The following is a 21,441-nucleotide window of genomic DNA, read 5'->3' as shown; positions in this document are numbered from 1 at the left end:
GGCTCGTCGCGCAGCGGAGAGACGGAGGGGCTTTTTACCGCATCGCTAGAGCCTGCGGGACTTTAAGAGCCCCTCCACCGCTGCGCCGCCCCCTCCCCACTTTGTTGGGAGGAGACGCGATCGTTACGTCAGCTTGTCCGCCTTCCTCAGCCCCGGGAACATCGTCGCCCAGGCCCCGGTCGCGGCCAGGGCGCCGAACCCGCCGAATACCGCCGCGCCGACCGCGCCCAGCAGCCGGACCATGACGCCGGAATAGGCCTCGCCCAGTTCGTTCGAGGCGCCGATGAACAGCATGGACACCGACGACACCCGGCCGCGCATGTGATCGGGCGTGGCCAGCTGGATCAGGGTCTGGCGCACATTGACGCTGATCATGTCCGCCGCCCCGCCAATGAACAGCGCCAGGCCCGACAGCCAGACGATGCGCGACAGGCCGAAGGTGATGGTGCACAGGCCGAACACCGCCACCGCCGCGAACATCCAGCGCCCGCCGTTCTGACGGATCGGATAGCGGCTCAGATAGATGGCCATGACCATGGCCCCCACGCCGAACGACGCACGCAACAGGCCGAACCCTTGCGGTCCGACATGCAGGATGTCGCGCGCGAAGATCGGCGTCAGCAGGGCCAAGCCCGCCAGCAGCACCACCACCAGATCCAGCGAAATGGCGCCCAGCACGATCTTGGTCTTCCACACATAGGCCAGACCCTCCTTGACCGAATCCACCGGCGACAGCGGATTGGCCTGGGGCGCAGGTCTCCCGCTGGTGCGGATCAGGATGAAGGCCGCGACGGCCAACAGGAACATGCCCAGCGACACCGCATAGGCCAGGGGCACGTTCACCCCCACGATCACCCCGCCCAGGGCAGGGCCGGCGATGGCGCCGGTCTGAAAGGCGATGGACTGGGCCGCGATGGCCGGCGGCAGGGCCTTGCGCCCCACCACCATCGGCAGGAAGGCCTGGCTGGCCGGCGCCAGAAACGCCCGCGCCGCGCCGAACAGGGCCGCGACCGCCAACAGACCCCACAGCGGCGGGTTTCCATGCAGGGCCATGGCCAGAAACGATCCCGCACAGGCCGCCTCGACCAGGATCGAGATCCACACCGTGCGCTTCCTGTCGCGCCGATCCGCCATCGCCCCGGCGGGTAGGGTGAAGGCCAAGAGCGGCAGGAACTGACACAGCCCGACCAGCCCCAGATACAGGCTGGCCTCCTCGATCGGATGATCCCGCCGGGCGATCTCATAGACCTGCCACAACAGGGCCGACGACTGGATCTGGATCGCCAGCACCGCCACCACACGCCCGAACCACAACAGGCGGAAGTCGCGAATGCCCCACGGGCTGGACGGGCCTTCTGGCCCCCCAGATGACGGAGACGGCGGAACGGGCGGGGCGGCGGGGCCGGCAGCGATGGATTCTGTGGTCACGTTCTTCTTGGGTATTTCGGATAGGGCGAGCCGTCGCGGTGGAAATAGCCGTCGACGCCGGCGTGCAGCACCATGTCGATGTCGGGATAGTCGGCGGGGGTGATCGTCGGGCTGCGCGTGCCGACTTCCAGCAGAACCGCCTCGCGGCCGGATCGGTTCTCCAGCTTATGGCCGTTCGGCACGCCGGCCTTGAACCCGGCGCAGTCGCCGGCGCGCAGAACCGTCTCGCCATCGTCCTCGATCAGCACCACCTCGCCCTCGACCACCATGACGAACTCGTCTTCTTCGGCGTGCCAGTGGCGCTGGCTGGACCAGGCGCCGTCGGGCAGGCGCAGCAGATTGACGCCGAACTGGCTCAACCCCGCCGCATCGCCCAGCCGCCAGCGGCGACGCGGCTTGCACGGGCCGGCGTATTCCTCGGGATAGGTGGTGCCGTTCGTCGTCGGCGCGGTGTCGATGTCGATCTTGGGCATGGGCCTTCTCGCCTCCGCACGATTTCCGTAAAGCATAGCCGCATGAGCCGCGCATCAACTCCCGTTATCGATCCTGTCGAACTGACCCGCGACCTGATCCGCATTCCGTCCGTCACCCCCGCCGACGAAGGGGCGATGGATGTGCTGGAGCGGCATCTGACGGCGCTGGGCTTCACCTGCCGCCGCCTGGCCTTCGAGGGACCGGGCGGCGAGGGCGTCCATGCGCGGATCGAGAACCTGTATGCGCGGCGCGGGACCGCCTCGCCCAACCTCAGTTTCGCCGGTCATACGGATGTGGTCCCGACCGGCCCGTCGGATCAGTGGTCGTCGCAACCCTTCAACGCCGAGGTCAAGGACGGCGTCCTGTACGGTCGCGGCGCGGTGGACATGAAGGGCGGGATCGCCGCCTGGGTCGCCGCCGTGTCCCAGGTGCTGGCTGAGGGCGAGCCCGCCGGCTCGCTCTCCTTCCTGATCACCGGCGACGAGGAAGGCCCCGCCCTGCACGGCACCAAACGGGTGGTCGAGGCCCTGGCCGCCGAGGGCGAGGTCATCGACGCCTGCGTGGTCGGCGAACCCTCCTCGTCGCAACAGCTGGGCGACATGATCAAGGTCGGGCGGCGCGGCTCGTTGAACACCTGGATCACCGTCCAAGGCAAACAGGGCCACGTCGCCTATCCCGAGCGCGCCGCCAACCCGGCCCCGGTGATCGCGAAGCTGATGGCCCGCCTGAACGACCACGTTCTGGATGAAGGCTACGAGAACTTCCCCCCGTCCAACCTCGAAATCACCACCATCGACATCGGCAATCCGGCGACCAACATCATCCCGGCCCAGGCGACGGCGCGGCTGAACATCCGCTTCAACCCCAGCCATACCGGCGACGCCCTGATCGACTGGCTGAACCGCGAGGCCGGGGCCATGCAGGCCGAGACCGGACTTCAGATCACCCTGGAGCACCTGTGCTCGGGCGAGGCCTTCCTGACCGAGCCGGGCGCCTTCGTGGAGGCGGTTCAGGACGCGGTCGAGGCCGTGGCGGGCCGCCGCCCCGAAGCCTCCACCACCGGCGGCACCTCCGACGCCCGCTTCATCCGCGCCCTGTGCCCGGTGCTGGAACTGGGCCTGGTCGGCCAGACCATGCACCAGATCGACGAACGCGTGCCGACGGCGGAGCTGGAGACGCTGACGGCGGTCTATCGCCGGGTGATCGAGACGGTGTTCGAGCGAATGCAGAAAGCCTGACGGTGTGGCCGCCAGGCATTTACCGCCAGCGCCGACAATCAAAAGCCGCTAAGCATACTCGGACCTACATTCATTATGGCATGAGTTGCGACAATGAGGACGATTGAGCCAGTTCGCAGCCAGACGACCCCCAAGAACAATCCAAACAGCGTCTGCATCAGGAACTCCGGCAAATAGCTTTGGGCTGCATATGCCAGCATCGGCCAATCCGCGTGTACAACGGGATGCATAAGAGCAAGCGGCGCGTGAGTCAGTCCGAAAAACACGCTCGACAGAAAGACCGCGTTGAACCGAGAGCGCGTCAGACTTAGCAATGCCGTCAGCAGCAGAATTCGAAATACGACTTCTTCTGCGGCAGCGGCACCGACCAATCCCGCAAGCTGGATCAAAAGATCGTTGAGTGGCGGAATGCTGTATTCTTCCGGTGCATTGGCGAACTTCAAATAGCTTATGGCCACCGCAGTGCCGAATGATGCTGCGCCTACGGCGACGAGCCTGGCCTTGGACGCGGATTTCAGTCGCACCGGCCACTTCACAAGACCGAAAATCAGAAAAACTGCCGGAATCGTCGTCCACACAATAAGACCGACGACGCCCGCCGTTTCATCAAGGCGCCCCTGAAGGTCAAACAGCCAACCCACGCACAGATGGATGGTGAGCGCTGTTGCGATCAGGAGTGCGATCCGCCCGACCTGTTGAGAGCCTGAACCTGAGCCCCAATAGATATGTGAACCCGCCGTGGCGAAACGCAGCGCCAGAAATTTCAGTCCGAAGATGACGGTCAGGGTTAGTGCAAAGAACACATAGATGGTGCTGGCGAATTCCGGATCGACGACGCCCGGAGCTGATACCATCACCCAGTAGCTCAATATCGCCAGCGCGACAGCGAACGCCAAAGACAACCTACGCGCAATCATGAGAGCGCCTAGCTCCGCTCCAGGAACCGCAACGCCGTCAGCACATGCGTCTTCACGCCCAGCGGCAGCACCTTCTCGTTCGGCGAAAACTCCGGCGAGTGGTTGGGCGCGGAGGTCGCGGGATCGACGCCGTCGGGACTGGCCCCCAAGTGGTAGAAGACGCCGGGGATGACCTGCTGGAAATAGCTGAAGTCCTCGGCCACCGTGGTCGGGGGTGTGGCGGGGTTGACGTTGCCCTCGCCCGCCGCCTCGGTCAAAACCGGGGCCAGCCAGGCGGACAGGTCGGGGTCGTTGAAGACCAGGGCGGCGTTCTGTTTGACGCCGAACTCGGCGGTGGCGCCGTAGGCCTCGGCGACATGGTCGATGGCGGTCTCGGCGCGGGCGACCAGGGCGTCGCGCTGGGCCGTGTCGAAGGTGCGCAAGGTGCCCGACAGCGTCGCGCTGTCGGGGATGATGTTGTAGCGGACGCCGGCGTTGATCGTGGCGATGGTGAAGACGGTCGGGGTCGTAGTCGGATCGACCGTGCGTGCCGTCAGGGTGTTGACCGTCTCGACCACCTGGCCCGCCACCGCGATCACGTCGATGCCACGCCAGGGCCAGGCGCCGTGGGTCTGCTTGCCCTTCAGGCGGATATCCACGCGGTCGGAGGCGGCCATGAACCCCTCGGGCCGATAGAAGACGCTGCCCGGACGGCCCGGCACGACGTGCAGGCCGAAGATGGCCTCGGGCTTGGGATCGTTCAGCGCCCCTTCGGCGATCATCAGGGCCGCCCCGCCCTTCGGCTCTCCCGGAGGCGCGCCCTCCTCGGCCGGCTGGAAGACGAAGACCACCGTGCCGCTGATTCGGTCCTTCATCCCCGCCAGCACCTCGGCCGCGCCCATCAGCATGGCCATATGCATGTCGTGGCCGCAGGCGTGGGCCACCGGCACCGTATTGCCCATATAGGTCCCCGTCGCGCTCGAGGCGAAGTCGAGGCCGGTCGCCTCCTGCACAGGCAGGGCGTCCATGTCGGCGCGCAGGGCCACGGCCCGACCCGGCCGGGCGCCGCGCAGGATGCCGATCACCCCCGTCTTGCCGACCCCGGTGCGGACCTCCAGCCCCAGCGACCGCAGATGGTCGGCGATCACCCCGGCCGAACGGGTCTCGGCGAAGCCCAGTTCGGGATGCTGGTGGAAGTCGCGCCGCCAGGCGACGACCTCGGGCATGACGCGCTGCACGGCGGCGTCCACGCTGGCCGTATCGACCTGAGCCTGAGCGGCGCCGGCGGCGAGCAACAGCGCCAGTGTGGAGGCGGCGAACAATCGGCGCATGTGAAGGTCCCGTGAAATTTTCAGCCCGACGACAGGTGACGGCGCCGCACCCGCTTGTGCAAGCCGTCGCGAACGGCGATTTCTGTCCGCATGGGTGAGAAGGCCTTCAAGAGCGCAAAGACCGAATGGCGCGACGTCGTTCTAGTCTGCCGCAAATGCTCCAAGAAGCTGGACGGCGGCTTCGGCCCCGGCGGCGATCTGACGTTGAAGAAGGCGCTGCGAAAATATCTGCACCTGAAGAAGGGCAAACAGGGTCGCAAGGGCGAGCTGACGGTCGTCGGCGCCGACTGTTTCGACATCTGTCCAAAGGGCGCCGTCGTCGCCGTCAACACGGCCCAGCCCAAGAAGCTGCTGATCATTCCGGCCGGCGCCGATCTGTTCGAGGTCAAAACGCGGCTGGCGCTGGACGACGGACGGCGGTTGAAGCGGATCGAAGCGGCCGACTGAGGCTCGGCGCCTTTCTTCCGGCGGCCAGCCGTGTCAGAGCGAAACCATGGATGACACTCGCATCGAAAAACGCGTCGGCGTTCAGGCGACCTCGGACCGCATCTGGGATCTGGTCGCGGACCTGTCTGGCTGGGGCGCCTGGAACCCGATCGACAAGGACGTCGAGGGCGCCATCGCCTATGGCGGCCGTCTGACCATGACCGAGGCGTGGCCGGACATGGCAGAGCGCCAGTCGGCCGCCCAGGTGGTGGAATGGCAACCGCGCGCTCGGCTGGTCTGGGCCGAACGGCGCGGCTTCCTGTTCCAAAGCCTGCGCTATATCCAGATCGAGGAGTTGGCGCCCGGCAACTGCATCGTCGCCATCGGCATCCGCTTTTCAGGCATTCGCGGCGAGCTGTTCCATGACAAGCACCGCCCGGCGATGAAGAAGGCGCTGGAAAGCGCCGCCGAGGGGCTGAAGGCGGCGGCGGAGCGCGCCTAACGCCCGTCCTTCATCATATCGATGACGTTCAAGATCGCCGGCCCCAGGATGACGATGAACAGGACCGGCAGGAAGAACAGGATCATGGGCACAGTCAGTTTGGCCGGCAGGGCCGAGGCCTTCTTCTCTGCGGCGGACATCCGCAAATCGCGATTTTCCTTCGCCATCACACGCAAAGCGGTGGCCAGCGGCGTGCCGTAGGTTTCGGCCTGCGTCATGGCGGTCGCGACCGACTTCACGCCCGGATGGTTGGTGCGCTTGCCCAGATTTTCGTAGGCCATGCGACGGTCGGGCAGATAGCTCAACTCCGCCGACAGTAGCGAAAGCTCCTCGGCCAGATCGATCGACGACGGCCCCATCTCCTGGCTGACCTTGGCGATCGCCGCCTCGATTGACATGCCCGCCTCGACACAGATCAGCAACAGGTCCAGCGCATCCGGAAAGGCCTGCATGATCGAGGCGCGGCGCTTGTCGATCCGGTTCTTGAGATAGAGGTTCGGCGCATAGAAACCCGCAACCGCCGCCGCCATGGTCGCCGTCACCTTGTTCATCGTGGGCCAGTCCACGACCTTGATCACGAAAAGGTAGAAGGCCGCTACGATCATGAAGATGAAGGGCGAGGTGAAACGGAAGAAGTAGAAGGTCGTCAGCGGACGCGGCCCGCGATAGCCCGCCTGCACCATCTGACCCGCGACCTTGGGATCTTCCAGCAGCTTGCTGAGGTTCAGCCGATCCACGATCCGCTTCTTGAACCCGTCGTCGGTGTGACGCAGCGCCCCCTGACCGCCGGCCATGTTCGCGCGTGACCGGCGTTTCAGGTCGTCACGGCGTTCGGCGACGGCCTTCATCCGCTTGTCCAGCGCAACGCCGCCCGTCATTGACGACAAAAGGGTGACGACCGTGGCGAAGACCAGCACACCCACGCCGATGCTGAGCAGGTTCTGCGGATCGGTGATGAAACGGATGAAGTTTTCCATGATCCCGGCCTCAGAACTTGAACGAGATCATGCGTTTCATCACGAAGATGCCGGTCGCCATCAGCAGCGCCGCCATCAGAAGCATGAAGTTACCGCGGAAATCGGTGAACAGCGGCATCATGTAGGAGGGGGTGGTGAACATGACCATTGTCATGACCGCCGGCGGCAGAGAGGCGATGATGCCGGCCGAAGCCAGCGCTTCGGACGACAACGCCTTGATCTTCTCGCCCATCATGCGACGGGCGCGCAGCACGGCCGACAGATTGCCCAGCGCCTCGGCCAGGTTGCCACCGGTCTTCTGCTGGATCGCGATGACGATGGTGAAGAAGCGCAGTTCGGACGTCGGCATCCGGCCGTACATCTTCTCCAGCGCCTGCTCCAGAGTCAGGCCAACGCCCAACCCCTCGACCAGCGTCTGAAACTCCGGCCCCAACGGAGCAGGGCTCTCGCGGGCGATGATCTTGAAACATTCGTGGACCGGCAGGCCCGACTTGATGCCGCGCACGATCACGTCGACGGCGTTGGGAAACTCAAGCGAGAACTTCTTCATCCGCGATTTGCCGAGGAAGCCCACGACCCAGCGCGGCAGTCCCAGGCCGAAAATCAAGGCGATCCCTAGCACCACCAGGATCGGCAGTCCGAAGATCAGCGCGCCTAAGCCAGTCACCAGCCCGACCAGCGCCGAGATGATGTAGAAGGTGCGGACGCTCAAACTCAGGCCGGCCTGTTTCAGGCGGGCCGCCAGGGTTGTGCGCGCCTTGCGCTCGCGCCGGTCGGCGTCCTGCAACTGAACCAGAATCTGCTTGCGGCGCGCCTCTGGCGTATTGGCGGCGGCCGCCTTGCGGGCGAGCGCAGCGCTCTTTTTGGGTTCGCCCAGACTTTGGGCGCGCTTGACCGCCTGGGCCGAGGAATTGTCTCCCCCGACGAAGACCCAACCCAGGCCGCCTATGGTGATGAAGGCCAGAACGGCGGCTAGAATTGGAAGCATCGTCCTACTCCGCCGCGTCCAGAGCGTCGGCCAGTTCTCGCTCTAGCCCGTAATAGCGCGCGCGGTCCCAGAAGCGCGGACGGGCGATGCCGGTCGAGCGGTGACGGCCGATGATCTTGCCGTTCTCGTCCTCGCCAGTGATGTCGTAGACGAACAGGTCCTGCGTCACGATCACATCACCTTCCAGGCCCACGACCTCGGTGATGTGAGTGATGCGGCGCGAGCCGTCGCGCAGACGGGCGGCTTGGATAATGACGTCGACCGAGCCGACGATCATCTCGCGGATCGTCTTGGACGGCAGGCCGTAGCCGCCCATGGTGATCATGGACTCCATCCGGCTGATGGCTTCGCGCGGGCTGTTGGCGTGCAGCGTGCCCATCGAGCCATCGTGGCCCGTGTTCATGGCCTGCAACAGGTCGAACGCCTCGGGTCCGCGCACCTCGCCGACGATGATCCGCTCGGGACGCATCCGCAAGCAGTTCTTGACCAGGTCCCGCATCGTGATCGTGCCCTGGCCTTCCAGGTTCGGCGGGCGGGTTTCCAGACGGACGACGTGCGGCTGCTGCAGTTGCAGTTCGGCGGCGTCCTCGCAGGTGATGACGCGCTCGGTCGGGTCGATGAAGGCCGTCAGGGTGTTCAGCAGGGTCGTCTTGCCCGATCCGGTGCCGCCCGAGATGACCAGATTGCATCGCGAGGCGCCGATGACGCCGAGAACGCGCGCGCCCTCGGGACTGATGGAGGCGTACTCCACCAGATTCTTCATCGTCAGCTTGTCCTTCTTGAACTTCCGGATCGTCAGCGTCGGACCGTCGATGGCCAGCGGCGGAGCAATGACGTTGACGCGAGAACCGTCCGGCAAGCGGGCGTCGCAGATGGGGCTGCTTTCGTCCACGCGGCGGCCGACCTGGCTCACGATCCGCTGGCAGATGTTCATCAGCTGGGTATTGTCGCGGAAACGGACATTAGTCAGCTGGACCTTACCCGCGACCTCGATGAAGACGCGGCCCGCACCATTGACCATGATGTCGGCGATGTCGTCGCGGCTCAGCAGCGGCTCCAGCGGACCATAGCCCAGGACGTCGTTGACGATGTCCTGAACCAGATGCTCCTGCTCGGCGACCGACATGGAGACGTTCTTGATCGCCACCAGTTCGGCGACGATGTCGCGGATCTCTTCCGACGCCGCCTTCTGGTCCAGATGCGCCAGCTGGGCCAGGTCGATGGTGTTCATCAACGCGTTGAAGATCGTCGTCTTCGTGGCATGATAGTAGTCGCTCTGTTCCCGGACGATCTCGGCGACCGCCTGGGCCTTCTTCAGCTGCTCAAGACCCGCCGTGGCCTTCGGGCCCGTGCCGGCGACATTGCCGGTGGGACGCGGTGCCTCAGGAGCCGGCTTGGGCTTGGGACGCGAAGCCAGGGCGTCCAGACGATCGGCCGGCGCGGGCTGGGTCGGCGCGGACGCGCGGTCGAAGGCGTCGGCCGCCGGCTCCAGTTCCTCGTCAGCAAAGGCGTAGGCCGGCGTCTTGCTTGTCGCCGCCATCGGGGCGGCGGCCGCCTGCATGCTGAACACGGACACAGGTTCGCCGCCGGGCGCGGATGCCGCAGCGGGGGCCGGAGCCGGCCGCAGGGGCGCAGGGGCGGCGCCCGGTTGACCTGTGCGTTTGCCGAACATGCGTCAGCGCTTCTTGAACATATTGGCGAACAAGGATTTCGACGCCCCATCGGCCGGCTTGGCCTTCTCCGCCTTGCCAGCCTTTGCCGGCTTGGCCTTGGGGCCCGCCACCATCGGCAGTTCGCGGCGCGACACGATCTGGGCCAAGGTCTGGAAGGCTTCGGCCGACTTGGTCTTCGCGCCGGCGTCCAGGATCATCTGGCCGTTGTTGGCGGCCGCGCCAAAGGTCTTGGCGTCGAACGGAATGATCAGGCTGGGGTGCACCCCGAGCGCCGCGCCGAAGTCCTTGGCCGGAATTTCGGGGCGTCCCGGCACGCCGACCTGGTTCAACACCAGGCGCGGCGGCGCGTCATTGGGGCGGCCCTGACGGATCAGGTCGATCATGTTCTTGGCGTTGCGCAGGGACGCCAGGTCCGGCGTCGCCACGACCACCACCTCGTCAGCGCTGATCAGGGTGCGGCGCATCCACGGCGACCACAGGTGCGGAAGGTCCAGCACGACGAAGGGCGCCGTGGCGCGGATCTGATTGGTGACCTCCTCGAACGCCTCGGTCGAGATGTCCCAGTCCGTATCCAGGCTGGCGGGCGCCGCAAACAGGCTCAGCTTGTCGGTGCAGCGGACCATCATCCGGTCCAGCAACGTCGAATCCAGCCGGTCGGGTTGGCCCAGTGCGTCGGCCACGCCGTTCAGCGGATCCTGGTTGAAATCCAGGCCGGCGGTGCCGAACGGCAGGTCATAGTCAACGATCACCGTATTGGCGCCGATCCGCTCGGAAATCGCATAGGCGGTGTTGTGCGCCACGGCCGAGGCCCCCGCCCCGCCCCGCGCGCCGACGAAGGCGATGGTGCGACCGACGAAAGGCTGAGCCGGGTCGTTGAACAGGCCGCCGATAGCCGCGATCAGTTGCAGCGGCTGCAAGGGCGCGACCAGATATTCACTGACCCCGCGCCGCATCAGCTCGCGGAACAGGATGATGTCGTTCGTCGCACCGATCACCACAACCTTGGTGCCGGCGTCGCAGACCTCGGCCAGCTGATCGACTTCCCACAGCAGGGTCTGGGGATCTTTCAGGCACTCGACGATGATCAGCGGAGGTGTCGGCTCGTGCTGATAGGTCTCGACGGCCGCAGCGACGCCGCCGACACGGATCTGGGTCGTGGCGCGCGACAGGCGACGGTCCTGGGCCGCACGCTCGGCCGAGGCGAGGGTGTCCTGGCGCTCGGCGAAGACATGGATGGCGATGCGCGGCACTGACACTTCGCCGATGTTGCTGGCGGGGGCTAGACCGGCGAAGGCAAGACCCGTTTCCACCAGACTGGCTTGCGCCTGGGCGACCACATCACCGACAGGATTGAATCCGGCGGCTTGGAAAGACCCATTGGGCGCGGCGGGGACTGGCGCCGGCTGCTGCGGCGGCGCCGCCGACGGAGCGGCGGTAAACTGCAGAGGCGTTCTCGCGTGATCGACCTCGCTGTCGTCGATGGGCGGCGCGAACTCCATGTCCACGTCGAACACATCGTCGAACGTATTGAACTCGTGGGATGCGGGGGCTGTGGTCATGGGCTTAGTTCACCGCCTTGGAAATGGCGGTATCCCTGATCAGCGTTTCGGGTTCAGCGGACGTCGGCTTGCCCGCGCGATACAGGTCAACCACGACCGTACGGCGCCCTGCGTCGCTCGGCGTCATTGCGCGGGGTCTCTGGATATCGCGCGGATCCTCGATCTGGGCGGCGAGGTTGGCCGTGACCGCGCATCCGAAGTTCGACGCTGACTGGTTGTCGCCGGAACGGCCGAGATTGCCCCAGACCGCGCCGCACTGGGGCACGGCGGCCCGGATTGTCTGATAGCCGACCACGACCGGCGCGCGGGGGTCCGGCGCCGCGTAGCTGACCAGGTTGATCCGATCTGGCGAGACGCCGAAAGCAGCTAGGGCTGATTTGACGTCATAGGCCGTCTTCAGTGCGACGGCGTCGTTCCCCGCCGGCGCCTCGATCACCATCGGAACGGCGTCGACATAGCTGTAGCGTGCGACCAGCGCCCGCAGCGCATCATTCTGCGCAGCGGACAATCCGGTGTCGTGAACCGCGAGCGCGATGCGATCCAGGTCCGGTTCGACTTGCAACTGATAACGCGAGGTCGGCGTCAAAGGCGGCTCTCCGCCTAGGCTGGCCGGCCCGCCGACGCAGGCGCCCAGCGCCAGAGCCGTGGTGGTGAGAAGGGCGACAATCGGGGTGCGGTTCATGATGCGCTCACTCGATCACATAGCCGACCGAACCGGCGGGGGGCGCGTTCGGCAACCCGTAGACTTGGTTCAACTGGCCAAAGAGGATGGTCTGGCTGTCGCTGGCGATCCGCAGGCCGTCCGCAGGCGTCTGCATCCGTGACGGCGAGGTCGGGCTGACGATATAGGGTTCGACGATGACGACCAGTTCGGTCTCGCCCATCAGATAATCGCGCGACCGGAACAACTGACCCAGAACCGGCAGATTTGTGACGCCCGGCAGAGAGTCGATCGCCTGACGGCTGTTTTCCTGCAGCAGGCCAGCAATCATCATCGATCCGCCCGAGGGGATTTCGATGGTGTTCTCGCTGCGGCGAACCGTCAGGCCCGGCAGGGTTATCGACGAAGCCGTTCCGGCGCCGATCGTCAAGCCGCCCTGCGACGACAGTTCGGACACCTCGACCTTGACCTGAAGGCTGATGCGGCCGCCCGACAGAACGACGGGACGGAAGGACAGGCCCACGCCATATGGCTTGTACTGGACGGTGATCTGGCCTTCAGCATCACGGCTGGCCGGAACGGGGAATTCACCGCCGGCCAGAAAGCTTGCGGCCTCACCGTTGACAGAGGTGAGGTTCGGTTCAGCCAGTGTGCGCAGCAGACCGACACGTTCGAAGGCTTGCACGGTGGCGAGGCCCTGCTGAAGTCCGCCCGAGGTCGGATCTTGCGTCGCCGCACCGGCGCTGATGCCTCCTAGCTGCGACCCATTTATCCCCCAGGTCGGCGCGTAGCGCAGCAACCACCGCGTGTCGGTCAGTTGCCCCGCAACGGCCAGGGTGTCGAAACCCAACTGCTTGATGACGTTGCGTTGAACCTCGACCACGCGGACCTTCAGGGTCACCTGATCGGATCCTGGGACGGTGATCAGGTTGAGAACCTTTTCGGGCGCCGAGACGAAGGCGGCCGCGATGCGGCTGGCCTGAGTCGATTGTCCGGGATTTTCCGCCACGCCGGTCAGGATGATGCTGTCGTTGACGGCCTCCGCCTTGACCTGACCGCCGGGGATCATGCGATCCAGAGTGTCCTGAAGCGCGCTGGTGCCGGCGTCCACCCGGACCCGCAGACTCAGGATGGTGCGGCCTGCCGCGTCCAAGAAGACGGCGTCTGTTTCACCCGGCGCGATGCCGATGACGGTGATGCGGCGCGGCGAGTGCAGCATGGCCTCGGCCACCTGCGGATTGGAGACGATCACGTCGCGGGCGTCGGCCGGCAAATCCACCGCGAACGAGGTGCCGCGCGGCAGGTTGATCAAGCGCTGCGCCGCACCCGTCGAGACGGCGGCGCGGGTTTGGGCGACGCCGGCAGGCGCGGCGGCCAAGGTGGCCAGAAGGGCGCAGGCTGCGGCGGCGGCCTTGCGCATCGTGGGTCGGCGCATCGGTTGAGTTCTCATGGCACGGCCACCACTTCGGGCGCGCCGCCGCGATAGATGCGCACGGCCTGGGGTTGGGAAACGGCCGCGACAGGGCGGCGTGTGGCGCCGGATGGTCCGGCGGTGTCGGCATACGATCGCAGCGACAGCGACAGTTCGCCCTCGGACTTGGCCTGGGCCAGCAGAACTGAGTCCTGCGGTCGGACTTCCAGGGTCGCGGTGGCGCCCACGACGGCCTGGGCGTCGTCGCCGACGCGGGTCGCCTGGTCGATGGCCAGGACCTTGATGTTCTGTAGCACGACGCCCGAGGCGAACTTGGACTTGGTCGCGCCCTCGACGGCGCCGTCGCGGTTGGTTTCGGCGGTCAGCACCACATCGACGCGGTCGCCCGGCAGGATGAAGCCGCCGGCCGCAGATTCGACCGTCACGGCGATGGCCATGGCCCGCATTCCGGGCTCCAGATAGGCGGCCAGATAGCCGCTGTCGCCGGCGCGCACGATCTTGCGCGACACGATCGGCTCTCCGGCCAGAATGGGTTCGCGGACCACCGAGCCGATGTAGTCGGACTTGGCGCCGGTCGTGGCCAGTTCCGTCGCCGCCTTGGTCACGCGGTTCACGGCGTCCGTCGCCTTCTCTGCCGCGCTTTCCGCAGCGGGCTTGGCCGGAACCGGGGTGGAGCCATCGGTGATGAAGACGGGATTGACCTCATCGACGGGCCAATCTTTCCATTCCAGGTCAGCTTCCACCAGACGCTTGCCGGGTTCCAGATCCTTGGCGGCTACCAGCACCTTGGCCATCGGGCGGACTTCGACGGGAGCGGCGGCGGCGGGTGTCGTGGGCTCGTTAGATGACGACCCCATGGCCCGGACCACCAGGGCTAGGCCGATGGCCGAGACGGCGGCGATGCAGATGACGACGATGCGGGCGGGCTTCATCCAGGATGTCTCCAGCAGGCGCTCTGTTTCGGATTCATCCCCCGACGCCTACCGTTAACGATCATGGGCCCTGCGGGTTAACGCTTCCTAAGCGCCGTGAACGCCGGTCAACGGGGTGTCAGCGACCCGAGGCGAAGGTCAGCAGAAGCCCGCTCTCGGGCAGGGCCAGCAAGGCGCCGATGGCAATGGCGACGCCGTAAGGAATGTCGCCCTTGGGCTGCATCAGATTGATGACCCAGACTTGCGACACCGAAGGGGCGACCATCGGAAAATACTGACGGGCGGTCATCAGGAGCAGGCAGAAGGCGCCGCCCGCAATGCCGGTGTAGATCAAGAACGGCGCGACGCCGCTCATCCCCATCCACAGACAGCTGGCGGCCAGCAGCTTGGCGTCGCCGCCACCGATCCAGCCGGCGGCGAACATGCCCATGCCGACCAGCAAGGCCGCGAACCCGATGCCGACATGGATGGCGACATCCATCGGCGCGGCGCCGATAAGAAAGGCGATGGGGAAAAAGGCGCCGATCAGGGCCAACGAGATCCAGTTCGGGATCTTCATGGTGATCAGGTCGTGCAGACCCCCGACGACGACCAGGGCCGGAAAGACGCCGAGCAGGGTGAGCAGCAGAATATCCATGGCGACACTCTCGCCCAGCAGGACTTAAGTTTGGGTTTCCGCATGCGAAAAGGGCCGGAGCTTTCGCTCCGGCCCTTCCCTGCAACACAGTCGTTAGACTTAGGTGTTGGCGGTGTTCAGCGAGGTCGAAACCTTCGTGAAGGTGTTCTTCAGGCTGGTGCTCATGGTGCCGAGAACCGTGATCAGCGCGACGGCGATCAGGGCGGCGATCAGGCCGTATTCGATGGCGGTGGCGCCCGATTCGTCTTTGACGAAGCGCGAGATGAACTTGGTCATGGGTAGTTCCTTTTTCAAATGGTCTAGCGAGCAACTTGGCGGGGGGAGCCGGTAGCCCGCTTGACCCCCAAACGCAGGATCAAAATGCACGAGGCCCGTTAAATCTAAGTCACGAGGTTTGGTTACGCGCAGATTTACCAAAGAAGATTCTCATACCGGCGCTTCAGCCTTTGTTGAGGATCATGGCTGCATCATGCGCGCGTCCGCGCTCACACGCGCCACTATCAAGAGCCGCCGATGTCTCGCATCCCGTCCTTCCTGATCGCCGCCGTCCTCGTCGCCTCGCCGTTTGCAGCCAACGCCCAGGACGGTGCGCTGAACGTCGAGATCGATCGCTCGGCGCGCGTTCAGCTGCGCGGCGCCGCGGCCTCCATCATCGTCGGCAACTCTCAGATCGCCGACGTCTCGCTGGTGGACGCCAACACCATGTTCATCGTCGGCAAGGGCTATGGCGTCACCGAAGTGGTCGCCGTCGATGGAGTGGGTCGCACCCTATTCAAACGCGAAATCGTGGTGACCGGCGGCTCGACCGGTTCGGTTCGGGTCTGGCGCGGAGCCCAGGCCACAGAAATGGCCTGCGGCGCCTCCTGCACGCCCAGCGTCCGATCCTCATCCTCGTCGGCGGCCGCCGCAGCATCCACCGCGCCCTGATTTCGGCCGATGCCCCCCCTGAGATCACCGCTGTCACGAACGGCGCGCTCTAAGCGCAGGCGTGAAGGCGCGGCCGCCGTGGAATTCGCCATGGTGGCCATTCCTTTCTTTCTGATGATCTTCTCCATCCTGGAGCTGGGCGTTGTCTTCGTGCTGGACTCGGTTCTGGAGACGGCGACTATGGAAAGCGGCCGCCTGATCCGCACGGGTCAGGCCAAGGACCAGAACTTCGACAAGGAGAAGTTCAAGATCCAGGTCTGCGACAAGATGGTGGTCTTCAAGTCCGACTGCGCAAACCGAATGACGGTGGACGTGCGCGTCGTACCGAAGTTTTCATCTCCGAACGTGCCGGACCCCATCACCAACAACGCCATGGACCCCTCCAAGACCACCTATGACGGCGGTCAGGCAGGGTCGTTGATCCTGGTTCGCGTCTGGTACACCCATCCGCTGGTCACGCCCTTGCTGAGCCAGGCCGTTTCGCGCGTCGGTCCGGGCAAGGTGTTGATGACCGCGACGACCGCCTTCCGCAACGAGCCGTGGCAATGAGGCGCGTTCTGGAGCCTTACTGCGCCCATCTTCGGGCGCTCCGGCATGACGTTCGGGGTGTCGCCGCGGTCGAGTTCGCGTTCCTCGCACCGATCCTGATCCTGTTCTACTTCGGCATGGTGGAGTTCTGTCAGGGCTATATGGCCCTGAAGCGCACGGGCCACGTCTCGTCCATGGTCGCCGACCTGGTGTCTCAAAGCGACAGCGTGACCAAGACCGATCTGACGGACATTTTCGCCATCGGCGACCTGATCATGGCTCCCTTTTCCGCCACTCCTCTGACCCAGCGCGTCAGCAGCGTCACGCGCGTCAACGCCACGACCTATAAGGTGGATTGGAGCGTTGGTAAGGGCGTCGCGTCCAAACTGACCGTTGCAGAGGCCAAGATTCCTTCGGACATGCTGGAAGAGGGCGAGTCCGTTATCGTCGCCGAAGCCTTCTACGACTATAGTTCCCCCTTCGATCAGGTCGCGCCTTATGTGACCAAGTTCAGCCGCATGTCCTATCTGCGACCACGCACCGTGGACACCATCACCTGCAGCAACTGTTGAGCTCAGACACCGACCAGCGCCTGTCGCATCGCTGAAATCTTCACGTCTGTTTCGGCTTCCTCGGCGACTGGATCGCTGTCCGCCACGATGCCGGCGCCGGCGAGGGTGCGATAGTTCCAGACGCCGTCTTTCCGTTGGAAACCGGCGGTCCGGATCAAGACCGATGCGGTCAGGGCGCCGTCGTCGCCGATCAGGAACAACGATCCGCACCAGGGTCCGCGCGGCGGCTCGTGCGCGGCGATCACTTTCATCGCCTGATGTTTGGGCGCGCCGGTGATCGAGCCGGGCGGGAAGGTCGCCTCCAGCAAGTCGGCCGGACCCATTGCGGGCTGGGCCTCGCCCGTCACGGTCGAGACCAGATGATGCACCGTCGGGTGGTGCTCGACTTGGAAAAGCGTCTCCACCTGGACCGATCCGGGCCGTGACACGCGCGCCAGATCGTTGCGCATCAGGTCCACGATCATCAGATTTTCCGCCCGATCCTTTAGGCTGGCCCTAAGCTCTTTTGCTAGGACTTGGTCCTGATTGGGGTCATCCGCACGCGGTCGGGTGCCCTTGATCGGACGCGCCTCGATGCGGCGGCTGGCGGGATCGAAGGCGAGGAACAGTTCGGGCGAGTTCGACACCAGCGCCCGATCCCCGACCCGCCAATAGGCCCCGAACGGTGACGCCCGCTCCTTTTGCAGCCGCAGGAAGACCTCGAACGGATCGCGGCCAGGCTTCAGCGCGCCGGACCAGGCCCGGGCGATATTGGCCTGGAACAGCTCCCCCGCCCCGATGCGCTCCACCACATTCGCGACCGCGTCGCGGTAGGCGCTCGCCGGCGCCTCGGCCTCAAAACGATCGGCCGGTGCGGAGGGGGTCACGACCGGCGCTGCCGTCGCCAGCCAGATCAGGGCCCGCTCGGCCGCCGCCGTCGCCTGCTCCGCCGTCGCGCCTCTTCCCGTGGCGCACACTGAGCGCTCAAGATGATCGAAGCTCAGCATGGCGGGATAGCGGGCCAGCATCAGATCGGGCCAAACCGTCTCGCGCCGTCCGGTGGCCGGCCGGGCGCCCGCGTCGTAGGCGGCCAGACCGACGGCGCCGGCGGCAAACAGCGGATCCCGCAGCGCCTCGAACGGCGCGGCGTCATCCACCGGGCCGACCCGCGCGACGTCCGGCGCCTGGGCGACGTGGGACCAGCGGCCGCCCGGCCCGCCGTCCGACAGCAGGGCCAGCGCGCCGTCGCCGCCGCCGAGACCCGCCGCCACCGCGACCGGATCGACCCAGGGCGCGTCGCGCGTGACGGTGTGGCTGAAAACCTCGCTCACGCGGTCAGCCGCTCCACGATCCGGTCACGGCGCGCCGCATCGACGCCCAGCGCCTCCTTCAGATAGCCGTCCACCGATCCATGCCGCGCCTCGACCTCGGCAAGGGCGGCGTCCAGATAGGCGGCCTCGACCCCCAGGAAGGCCACGATCGCGTCGTCCGAGGCCACCCGACCCGTCATCTTGTGCAGCTGTTTGGCGATGCCGGGTGACCGGCCCGCCAGATCGACGGCGGCGTTGGTCAGCAGATAGTCCTCGACCATGTCGTCGCGCGACACGCCCAGCAGATGGTGGGTCAGGGCGGCGAGAAAACCCGTCCGGTCCTTGCCCGCCGCGCAATGGATCACCACGGGCCGGTCTTCATCCGCCAGGGCCTGAAAATAGCGGCCGAACACGTCCTGATGCGAGGCGTCGAACGGCAGGCTGCGATAGGTCTGGGTCATGAAGCGCCGCCCGGAGTCCGGCGTCAGGTCGGCGGTTTTCAGAAAGGTGATGTGCGGCGCCTCCGCGCCGTCGTCCACGCCGCCTTCGATGATCTGCCCGCTGAAGCCTTCAGGCCGACGCGACGGCTGGTCGCGGCGCTCGCTGGGTCGGCGCAGATCGACCACGGTCCCGATGTCCAGCGCCTTCAGCCGCTCAAGGTCCGCCTCGCTGGCCCGGGCGTGGTGGGCCGAACGCAGCAGTCGGCCGGGCTTCACGCGCCGCCCTGCCGTCGTGGCGTAGTCGCCGTAGTCCCGAAAGTTGTCGATGGCCTCGAAGGCGTGAAGGCGGTCGGTCATGACCGCGTTTCTAGCCTATGTTCACCGCTCTGGCAGCAGGCCAGCCATCGCATCCAGATAGGCGACGAAGGCGTCGCGTCCCTGATCGGTCAGACTGGCCTCCGTCAGCGGCTTGCGACCGTTGAAACTCTTGGAGACGGCGACAAACCCCGCCTCTTCCAGCTTTCGCAGATGGACCGAAAGATTGCCGTCCGTCGTCTGCAACCGGGTCTTCAGGGTGGTGAAGTCGGCCGATCCGGCCCCGGACAGAAAAGCCATGATCCCCAGCCGGATGCGCCCGTGAATGACGTCGTCGATCCGGCTGATGTCGAAGTCGTCGGCCATGCTCAGACCACCTCCGACGGTTCCTGACGCATCAGGATGATCCCTGGGATCAGCGCGATGGCGACGAGGACAATCGTGAAGACCAGATAGATCATGGGGCTGTCGATGAACCAAGCCACGGCAACCGCGCCGGCATAGGCCGCAAGGGCCGTGAACGACATCCAGCGCGTTTTGGTCATCGCTGCGCCAATCATCCAGGCCGAGCCATAGGCAACCAGCACCGTCGTCGGCATAACGGCCATCCACGACCAGTTTCCGGTCTTTACGGACAGGGCAACCAGCGCCAGCCAGGTGACGAAGATTCCGTAGCCTACGCCGGACCAAGCTGCTCCCACTGCCTTGTTTCCCGCTGAGTTGATGCCGGGCTTTCCCTTCATCCGCGCGATCAAGAGACTCAGGGCGACTGCGAAGACGACGCCTGCGCCGATCCACAACCACAACTGAGCCCACGGATTCACTTGAACGGCGCCCGATTGAATCGCCCACTCCCCGAGACTAGCGCCACCGAAAACCACGGCCGCGGCGATAAGGATCGGCCCGGCCAGAAGGGGTGCGTGCCGCCCTTCGTGGGCCAGGCTGCGCATATAGGCGATGTCGTCCTGAATGGCTTGGGTCTCGCGGGTCATGATGCTCTCCTCCTCGAACCGTTGAGACAACATCACCCATTTGCTTTGTGTTGTAAAGTTCTTTCTTATTGGGCCACGCTGCGCATGAAAAAGGGGCGAAGCCTTCGGCTGCGCCCCTCGTTCGACTTTATGTATTTAGCCTAAAGTCGTGGCGCGCCGCGTCCACGCAGTCCGCCGGCCACCAAGGCGATGACGAACAAGATGATAGCGACGACGGCGACGAACTTCGCGATCTCGAACGAGAAGTTCGCAATGCCGCCGAAGCCGAGAACGGCCGCGACGAGGGCCACGACGAGGAAGATAATTGCCCAGCGCATCATGGGTTTAGCTCTCCTGAGTTGATGTTGCCGTCGGCGACCCGGGAGCCGTTCGTCGGTCTGCATCATCAACGCCAGGGTCACCCGGCCGTTCCATCGCCTATCGACGGCGACGACGCGAATAGCCGCCCTGATCCATCTTGCGATCCGCGACCATACTGGCGACGATCGCCGCCAGAGCCGGGTTGCGTAGCAGCAGGAAGGCGGCGCCCAGACCGCCCACGGCGCCGACGATCGGCCGCTCGCGAACGCTGTGGATCACCTTGCCCAAAAGGCCCTCAGGCTCATCTTCCTCTTCGGCGTCGTCGTGCTTGTCGCCCTTCAGGAAGACCAGCGTCACGATCAGGGCGACCAGGGCGAACAGACCAAACGTCACGGCCGCCGCGCCGAGCGGCGTCAGCGTCAGGCTGAGCGCATAGAAGATGGCCACGCCAAGGAAGACGACGGCCAGAAACGCACTGGCGGCGACGACAGCCGTCGCCACCAGTTTTTTGATGATGCCCTTGAACATCAGCGACGGCGGCCGGCCAGCAGCATGCCGAGGATGACGCCGACGCCGAGCGCCACGGCGGTCGATTGCAGCGGACGCTCCTGCACGCGTTCGACGACATAGCGTTGCGCCTCGTCGAAGCGTTCGGCGGCGTCGTCGTAATATTCGCGCCCCTTCACGCGGGCCTCGTCGTAATAGCTGCGGGCCTGCTCGCGGACTTCGTCGCTCTTGGCGCGCAGCTTGGCTTCGGCCTCGGCGGCCTTGTCGCGCAGGCGTTGGGTCTCTTCGCGGGCGCCGGTCTTCAGATCCTCCTTGAGGGTCTTCAGGTCGGCCTTGATGTCTTCTCGGGCCTTGGTGGTGGCCATGGTGCGCGCTCCGTTGAAAGCTTGGCGGTAGAATAGAGAACCCCGTGTTGCA

Annotated in this window: 25 protein-coding genes and 1 pseudogene; 6 read left to right on the top strand and 20 right to left on the bottom strand. The window is 65.6% G+C overall.

Annotation, left to right across the window (positions count from 1 at the left end):
• Nucleotides 1–123 precede the first annotated feature (123 nt).
• Nucleotides 124–1,413, bottom strand: a complete 1,290-nt coding sequence (locus QRN13_RS01265; RefSeq protein ID WP_502868566.1) for an MFS transporter — start codon at nt 1,411–1,413, stop codon at nt 124–126.
• A gap of 11 nt (nt 1,414–1,424) precedes the next feature.
• Nucleotides 1,425–1,901, bottom strand: coding sequence for a cupin domain-containing protein (locus QRN13_RS01260; protein WP_284876528.1), 477 nt, complete (start codon nt 1,899–1,901; stop codon nt 1,425–1,427).
• Nucleotides 1,902–1,943: 42 nt separating this feature from the next.
• Here QRN13_RS01260 and dapE point away from each other — a divergent pair, with 42 nt between their 5' ends.
• Entirely contained in the window at nt 1,944–3,140 is a 1,197-nt protein-coding gene (gene dapE, locus QRN13_RS01255) for a succinyl-diaminopimelate desuccinylase (protein WP_284876527.1), read from the top strand.
• A gap of 38 nt (nt 3,141–3,178) precedes the next feature.
• On the opposite strand, the gene QRN13_RS01250 is transcribed toward dapE, so the two are convergent.
• Complete coding sequence (locus tag QRN13_RS01250; RefSeq protein ID WP_284876526.1) at nt 3,179–4,057, bottom strand: CPBP family glutamic-type intramembrane protease; 879 nt, start codon at nt 4,055–4,057, stop codon at nt 3,179–3,181.
• Nucleotides 4,058–4,065: 8 nt separating this feature from the next.
• Nucleotides 4,066–5,367 carry an amidohydrolase gene (locus tag QRN13_RS01245; RefSeq protein ID WP_284876525.1) on the bottom strand — a complete coding sequence of 434 codons (1,302 nt, stop codon included), beginning with the start codon at nt 5,365–5,367 and terminating at the stop codon, nt 4,066–4,068.
• 90 nt (nt 5,368–5,457) lie between these two features.
• Here QRN13_RS01245 and QRN13_RS01240 point away from each other — a divergent pair, with 90 nt between their 5' ends.
• Together QRN13_RS01240 and QRN13_RS01235 are read left to right on the top strand one after the other, a co-directional pair.
• Nucleotides 5,458–5,814, top strand: a complete 357-nt coding sequence (locus tag QRN13_RS01240) for a hypothetical protein (RefSeq protein ID WP_284876524.1) — start codon at nt 5,458–5,460, stop codon at nt 5,812–5,814.
• 46 nt (nt 5,815–5,860) lie between these two features.
• A complete protein-coding gene (locus QRN13_RS01235; RefSeq protein ID WP_284876523.1) occupies nt 5,861–6,295 on the top strand; it encodes an SRPBCC family protein in 435 nt (144 codons plus the stop codon).
• Here QRN13_RS01235 and QRN13_RS01230 read toward each other — a convergent pair.
• The 9 genes and pseudogenes from QRN13_RS01230 to QRN13_RS01190 form a co-directional block, all read right to left on the bottom strand.
• Complete coding sequence (locus tag QRN13_RS01230; RefSeq protein WP_284876522.1) at nt 6,292–7,272, bottom strand: type II secretion system F family protein; 981 nt, start codon at nt 7,270–7,272, stop codon at nt 6,292–6,294. The two genes, QRN13_RS01235 and QRN13_RS01230, sit on opposite strands and share 4 nt — an antisense overlap.
• A gap of 10 nt (nt 7,273–7,282) precedes the next feature.
• Nucleotides 7,283–8,260: a type II secretion system F family protein gene (locus QRN13_RS01225; protein ID WP_284876521.1), complete on the bottom strand. Its 978-nt coding sequence runs from the start codon at nt 8,258–8,260 to the stop codon at nt 7,283–7,285.
• 4 nt (nt 8,261–8,264) lie between these two features.
• Nucleotides 8,265–9,763, bottom strand: a pseudogene (locus tag QRN13_RS01220) (TadA family conjugal transfer-associated ATPase).
• A 172-nt stretch (nt 9,764–9,935) separates the two neighbouring features.
• Nucleotides 9,936–11,492: a CpaE/TadZ family protein gene (locus tag QRN13_RS01215; RefSeq protein WP_284876519.1), complete on the bottom strand. Its 1,557-nt coding sequence runs from the start codon at nt 11,490–11,492 to the stop codon at nt 9,936–9,938.
• Nucleotides 11,493–11,496: 4 nt separating this feature from the next.
• Nucleotides 11,497–12,174 carry a CpaD family pilus assembly protein gene (locus QRN13_RS01210; protein ID WP_284876518.1) on the bottom strand — a complete coding sequence of 226 codons (678 nt, stop codon included), beginning with the start codon at nt 12,172–12,174 and terminating at the stop codon, nt 11,497–11,499.
• A gap of 7 nt (nt 12,175–12,181) precedes the next feature.
• Nucleotides 12,182–13,588, bottom strand: coding sequence for a type II and III secretion system protein family protein (locus tag QRN13_RS01205; protein WP_284876517.1), 1,407 nt, complete (start codon nt 13,586–13,588; stop codon nt 12,182–12,184).
• Nucleotides 13,589–13,599: 11 nt separating this feature from the next.
• Entirely contained in the window at nt 13,600–14,517 is a 918-nt protein-coding gene (gene cpaB / locus QRN13_RS01200) for a Flp pilus assembly protein CpaB (RefSeq protein WP_066627464.1), read from the bottom strand.
• A 118-nt stretch (nt 14,518–14,635) separates the two neighbouring features.
• Entirely contained in the window at nt 14,636–15,154 is a 519-nt protein-coding gene (locus QRN13_RS01195) for an A24 family peptidase (protein WP_284876516.1), read from the bottom strand.
• 99 nt (nt 15,155–15,253) lie between these two features.
• Complete coding sequence (locus QRN13_RS01190) at nt 15,254–15,430, bottom strand: Flp family type IVb pilin (protein WP_284876515.1); 177 nt, start codon at nt 15,428–15,430, stop codon at nt 15,254–15,256.
• 237 nt (nt 15,431–15,667) lie between these two features.
• Between QRN13_RS01190 and QRN13_RS01185 the strand changes: the two genes are divergently transcribed.
• From QRN13_RS01185 to QRN13_RS01175, 3 genes are read left to right on the top strand one after another with little or no spacing between them, the layout of a single operon-like run.
• Nucleotides 15,668–16,081: a pilus assembly protein N-terminal domain-containing protein gene (locus tag QRN13_RS01185; protein WP_284876514.1), complete on the top strand. Its 414-nt coding sequence runs from the start codon at nt 15,668–15,670 to the stop codon at nt 16,079–16,081.
• A 9-nt stretch (nt 16,082–16,090) separates the two neighbouring features.
• Nucleotides 16,091–16,630, top strand: a complete 540-nt coding sequence (locus tag QRN13_RS01180) for a TadE/TadG family type IV pilus assembly protein (RefSeq protein WP_284876513.1) — start codon at nt 16,091–16,093, stop codon at nt 16,628–16,630.
• The gene (locus QRN13_RS01175; protein ID WP_284876512.1) at nt 16,627–17,181 is read left to right on the top strand and encodes a TadE/TadG family type IV pilus assembly protein; all 555 of its coding nucleotides are present in this window, start codon (nt 16,627–16,629) and stop codon (nt 17,179–17,181) included. Before QRN13_RS01180 ends, QRN13_RS01175 begins: the two co-directional genes overlap by 4 nt.
• A gap of 2 nt (nt 17,182–17,183) precedes the next feature.
• Here the strand turns inward: QRN13_RS01175 and QRN13_RS01170 are convergent, their stop codons facing one another.
• The 7 genes from QRN13_RS01170 to QRN13_RS01140 all read right to left on the bottom strand — a co-directional run bounded on the left by QRN13_RS01170 (nt 17,184) and on the right by QRN13_RS01140 (nt 21,389).
• Nucleotides 17,184–18,491 carry an anthranilate synthase component I family protein gene (locus tag QRN13_RS01170; protein ID WP_284876511.1) on the bottom strand — a complete coding sequence of 436 codons (1,308 nt, stop codon included), beginning with the start codon at nt 18,489–18,491 and terminating at the stop codon, nt 17,184–17,186.
• Entirely contained in the window at nt 18,488–19,267 is a 780-nt protein-coding gene (locus tag QRN13_RS01165) for a tyrosine-protein phosphatase (protein ID WP_284876510.1), read from the bottom strand. The genes QRN13_RS01170 and QRN13_RS01165 overlap by 4 nt, the downstream gene beginning before the upstream one ends.
• A 21-nt stretch (nt 19,268–19,288) precedes the next feature.
• Complete coding sequence (locus QRN13_RS01160) at nt 19,289–19,591, bottom strand: winged helix-turn-helix domain-containing protein (RefSeq protein ID WP_066552877.1); 303 nt, start codon at nt 19,589–19,591, stop codon at nt 19,289–19,291.
• A gap of 2 nt (nt 19,592–19,593) precedes the next feature.
• Nucleotides 19,594–20,217, bottom strand: a complete 624-nt coding sequence (locus tag QRN13_RS01155) for a hypothetical protein (protein WP_284876509.1) — start codon at nt 20,215–20,217, stop codon at nt 19,594–19,596.
• Between the two features lie 140 nt (nt 20,218–20,357).
• Nucleotides 20,358–20,537 (bottom strand): DUF1328 domain-containing protein, encoded by a 180-nt coding sequence (locus tag QRN13_RS01150; protein ID WP_039243970.1) that lies wholly within the window; start codon nt 20,535–20,537, stop codon nt 20,358–20,360.
• Nucleotides 20,538–20,634: 97 nt separating this feature from the next.
• Nucleotides 20,635–21,045 carry a hypothetical protein gene (locus QRN13_RS01145; protein ID WP_284876508.1) on the bottom strand — a complete coding sequence of 137 codons (411 nt, stop codon included), beginning with the start codon at nt 21,043–21,045 and terminating at the stop codon, nt 20,635–20,637.
• On the bottom strand, nt 21,045–21,389 hold the full coding sequence (locus QRN13_RS01140; protein ID WP_017506144.1) for an ElaB/YgaM/YqjD family protein: 345 nt from the start codon (nt 21,387–21,389) through the stop codon (nt 21,045–21,047). The genes QRN13_RS01145 and QRN13_RS01140 overlap by 1 nt, the downstream gene beginning before the upstream one ends.
• Nucleotides 21,390–21,441 lie beyond the last annotated feature (52 nt).

It is taken from the genome of Brevundimonas sp. MEB006b (assembly GCF_030209705.1).
In the GTDB taxonomy this organism is placed as follows: domain Bacteria; phylum Pseudomonadota; class Alphaproteobacteria; order Caulobacterales; family Caulobacteraceae; genus Brevundimonas.
The sequence above is the reverse complement of the archived record's forward strand: the minus strand, read 5'-3'. Positions and strand labels throughout refer to the sequence as shown.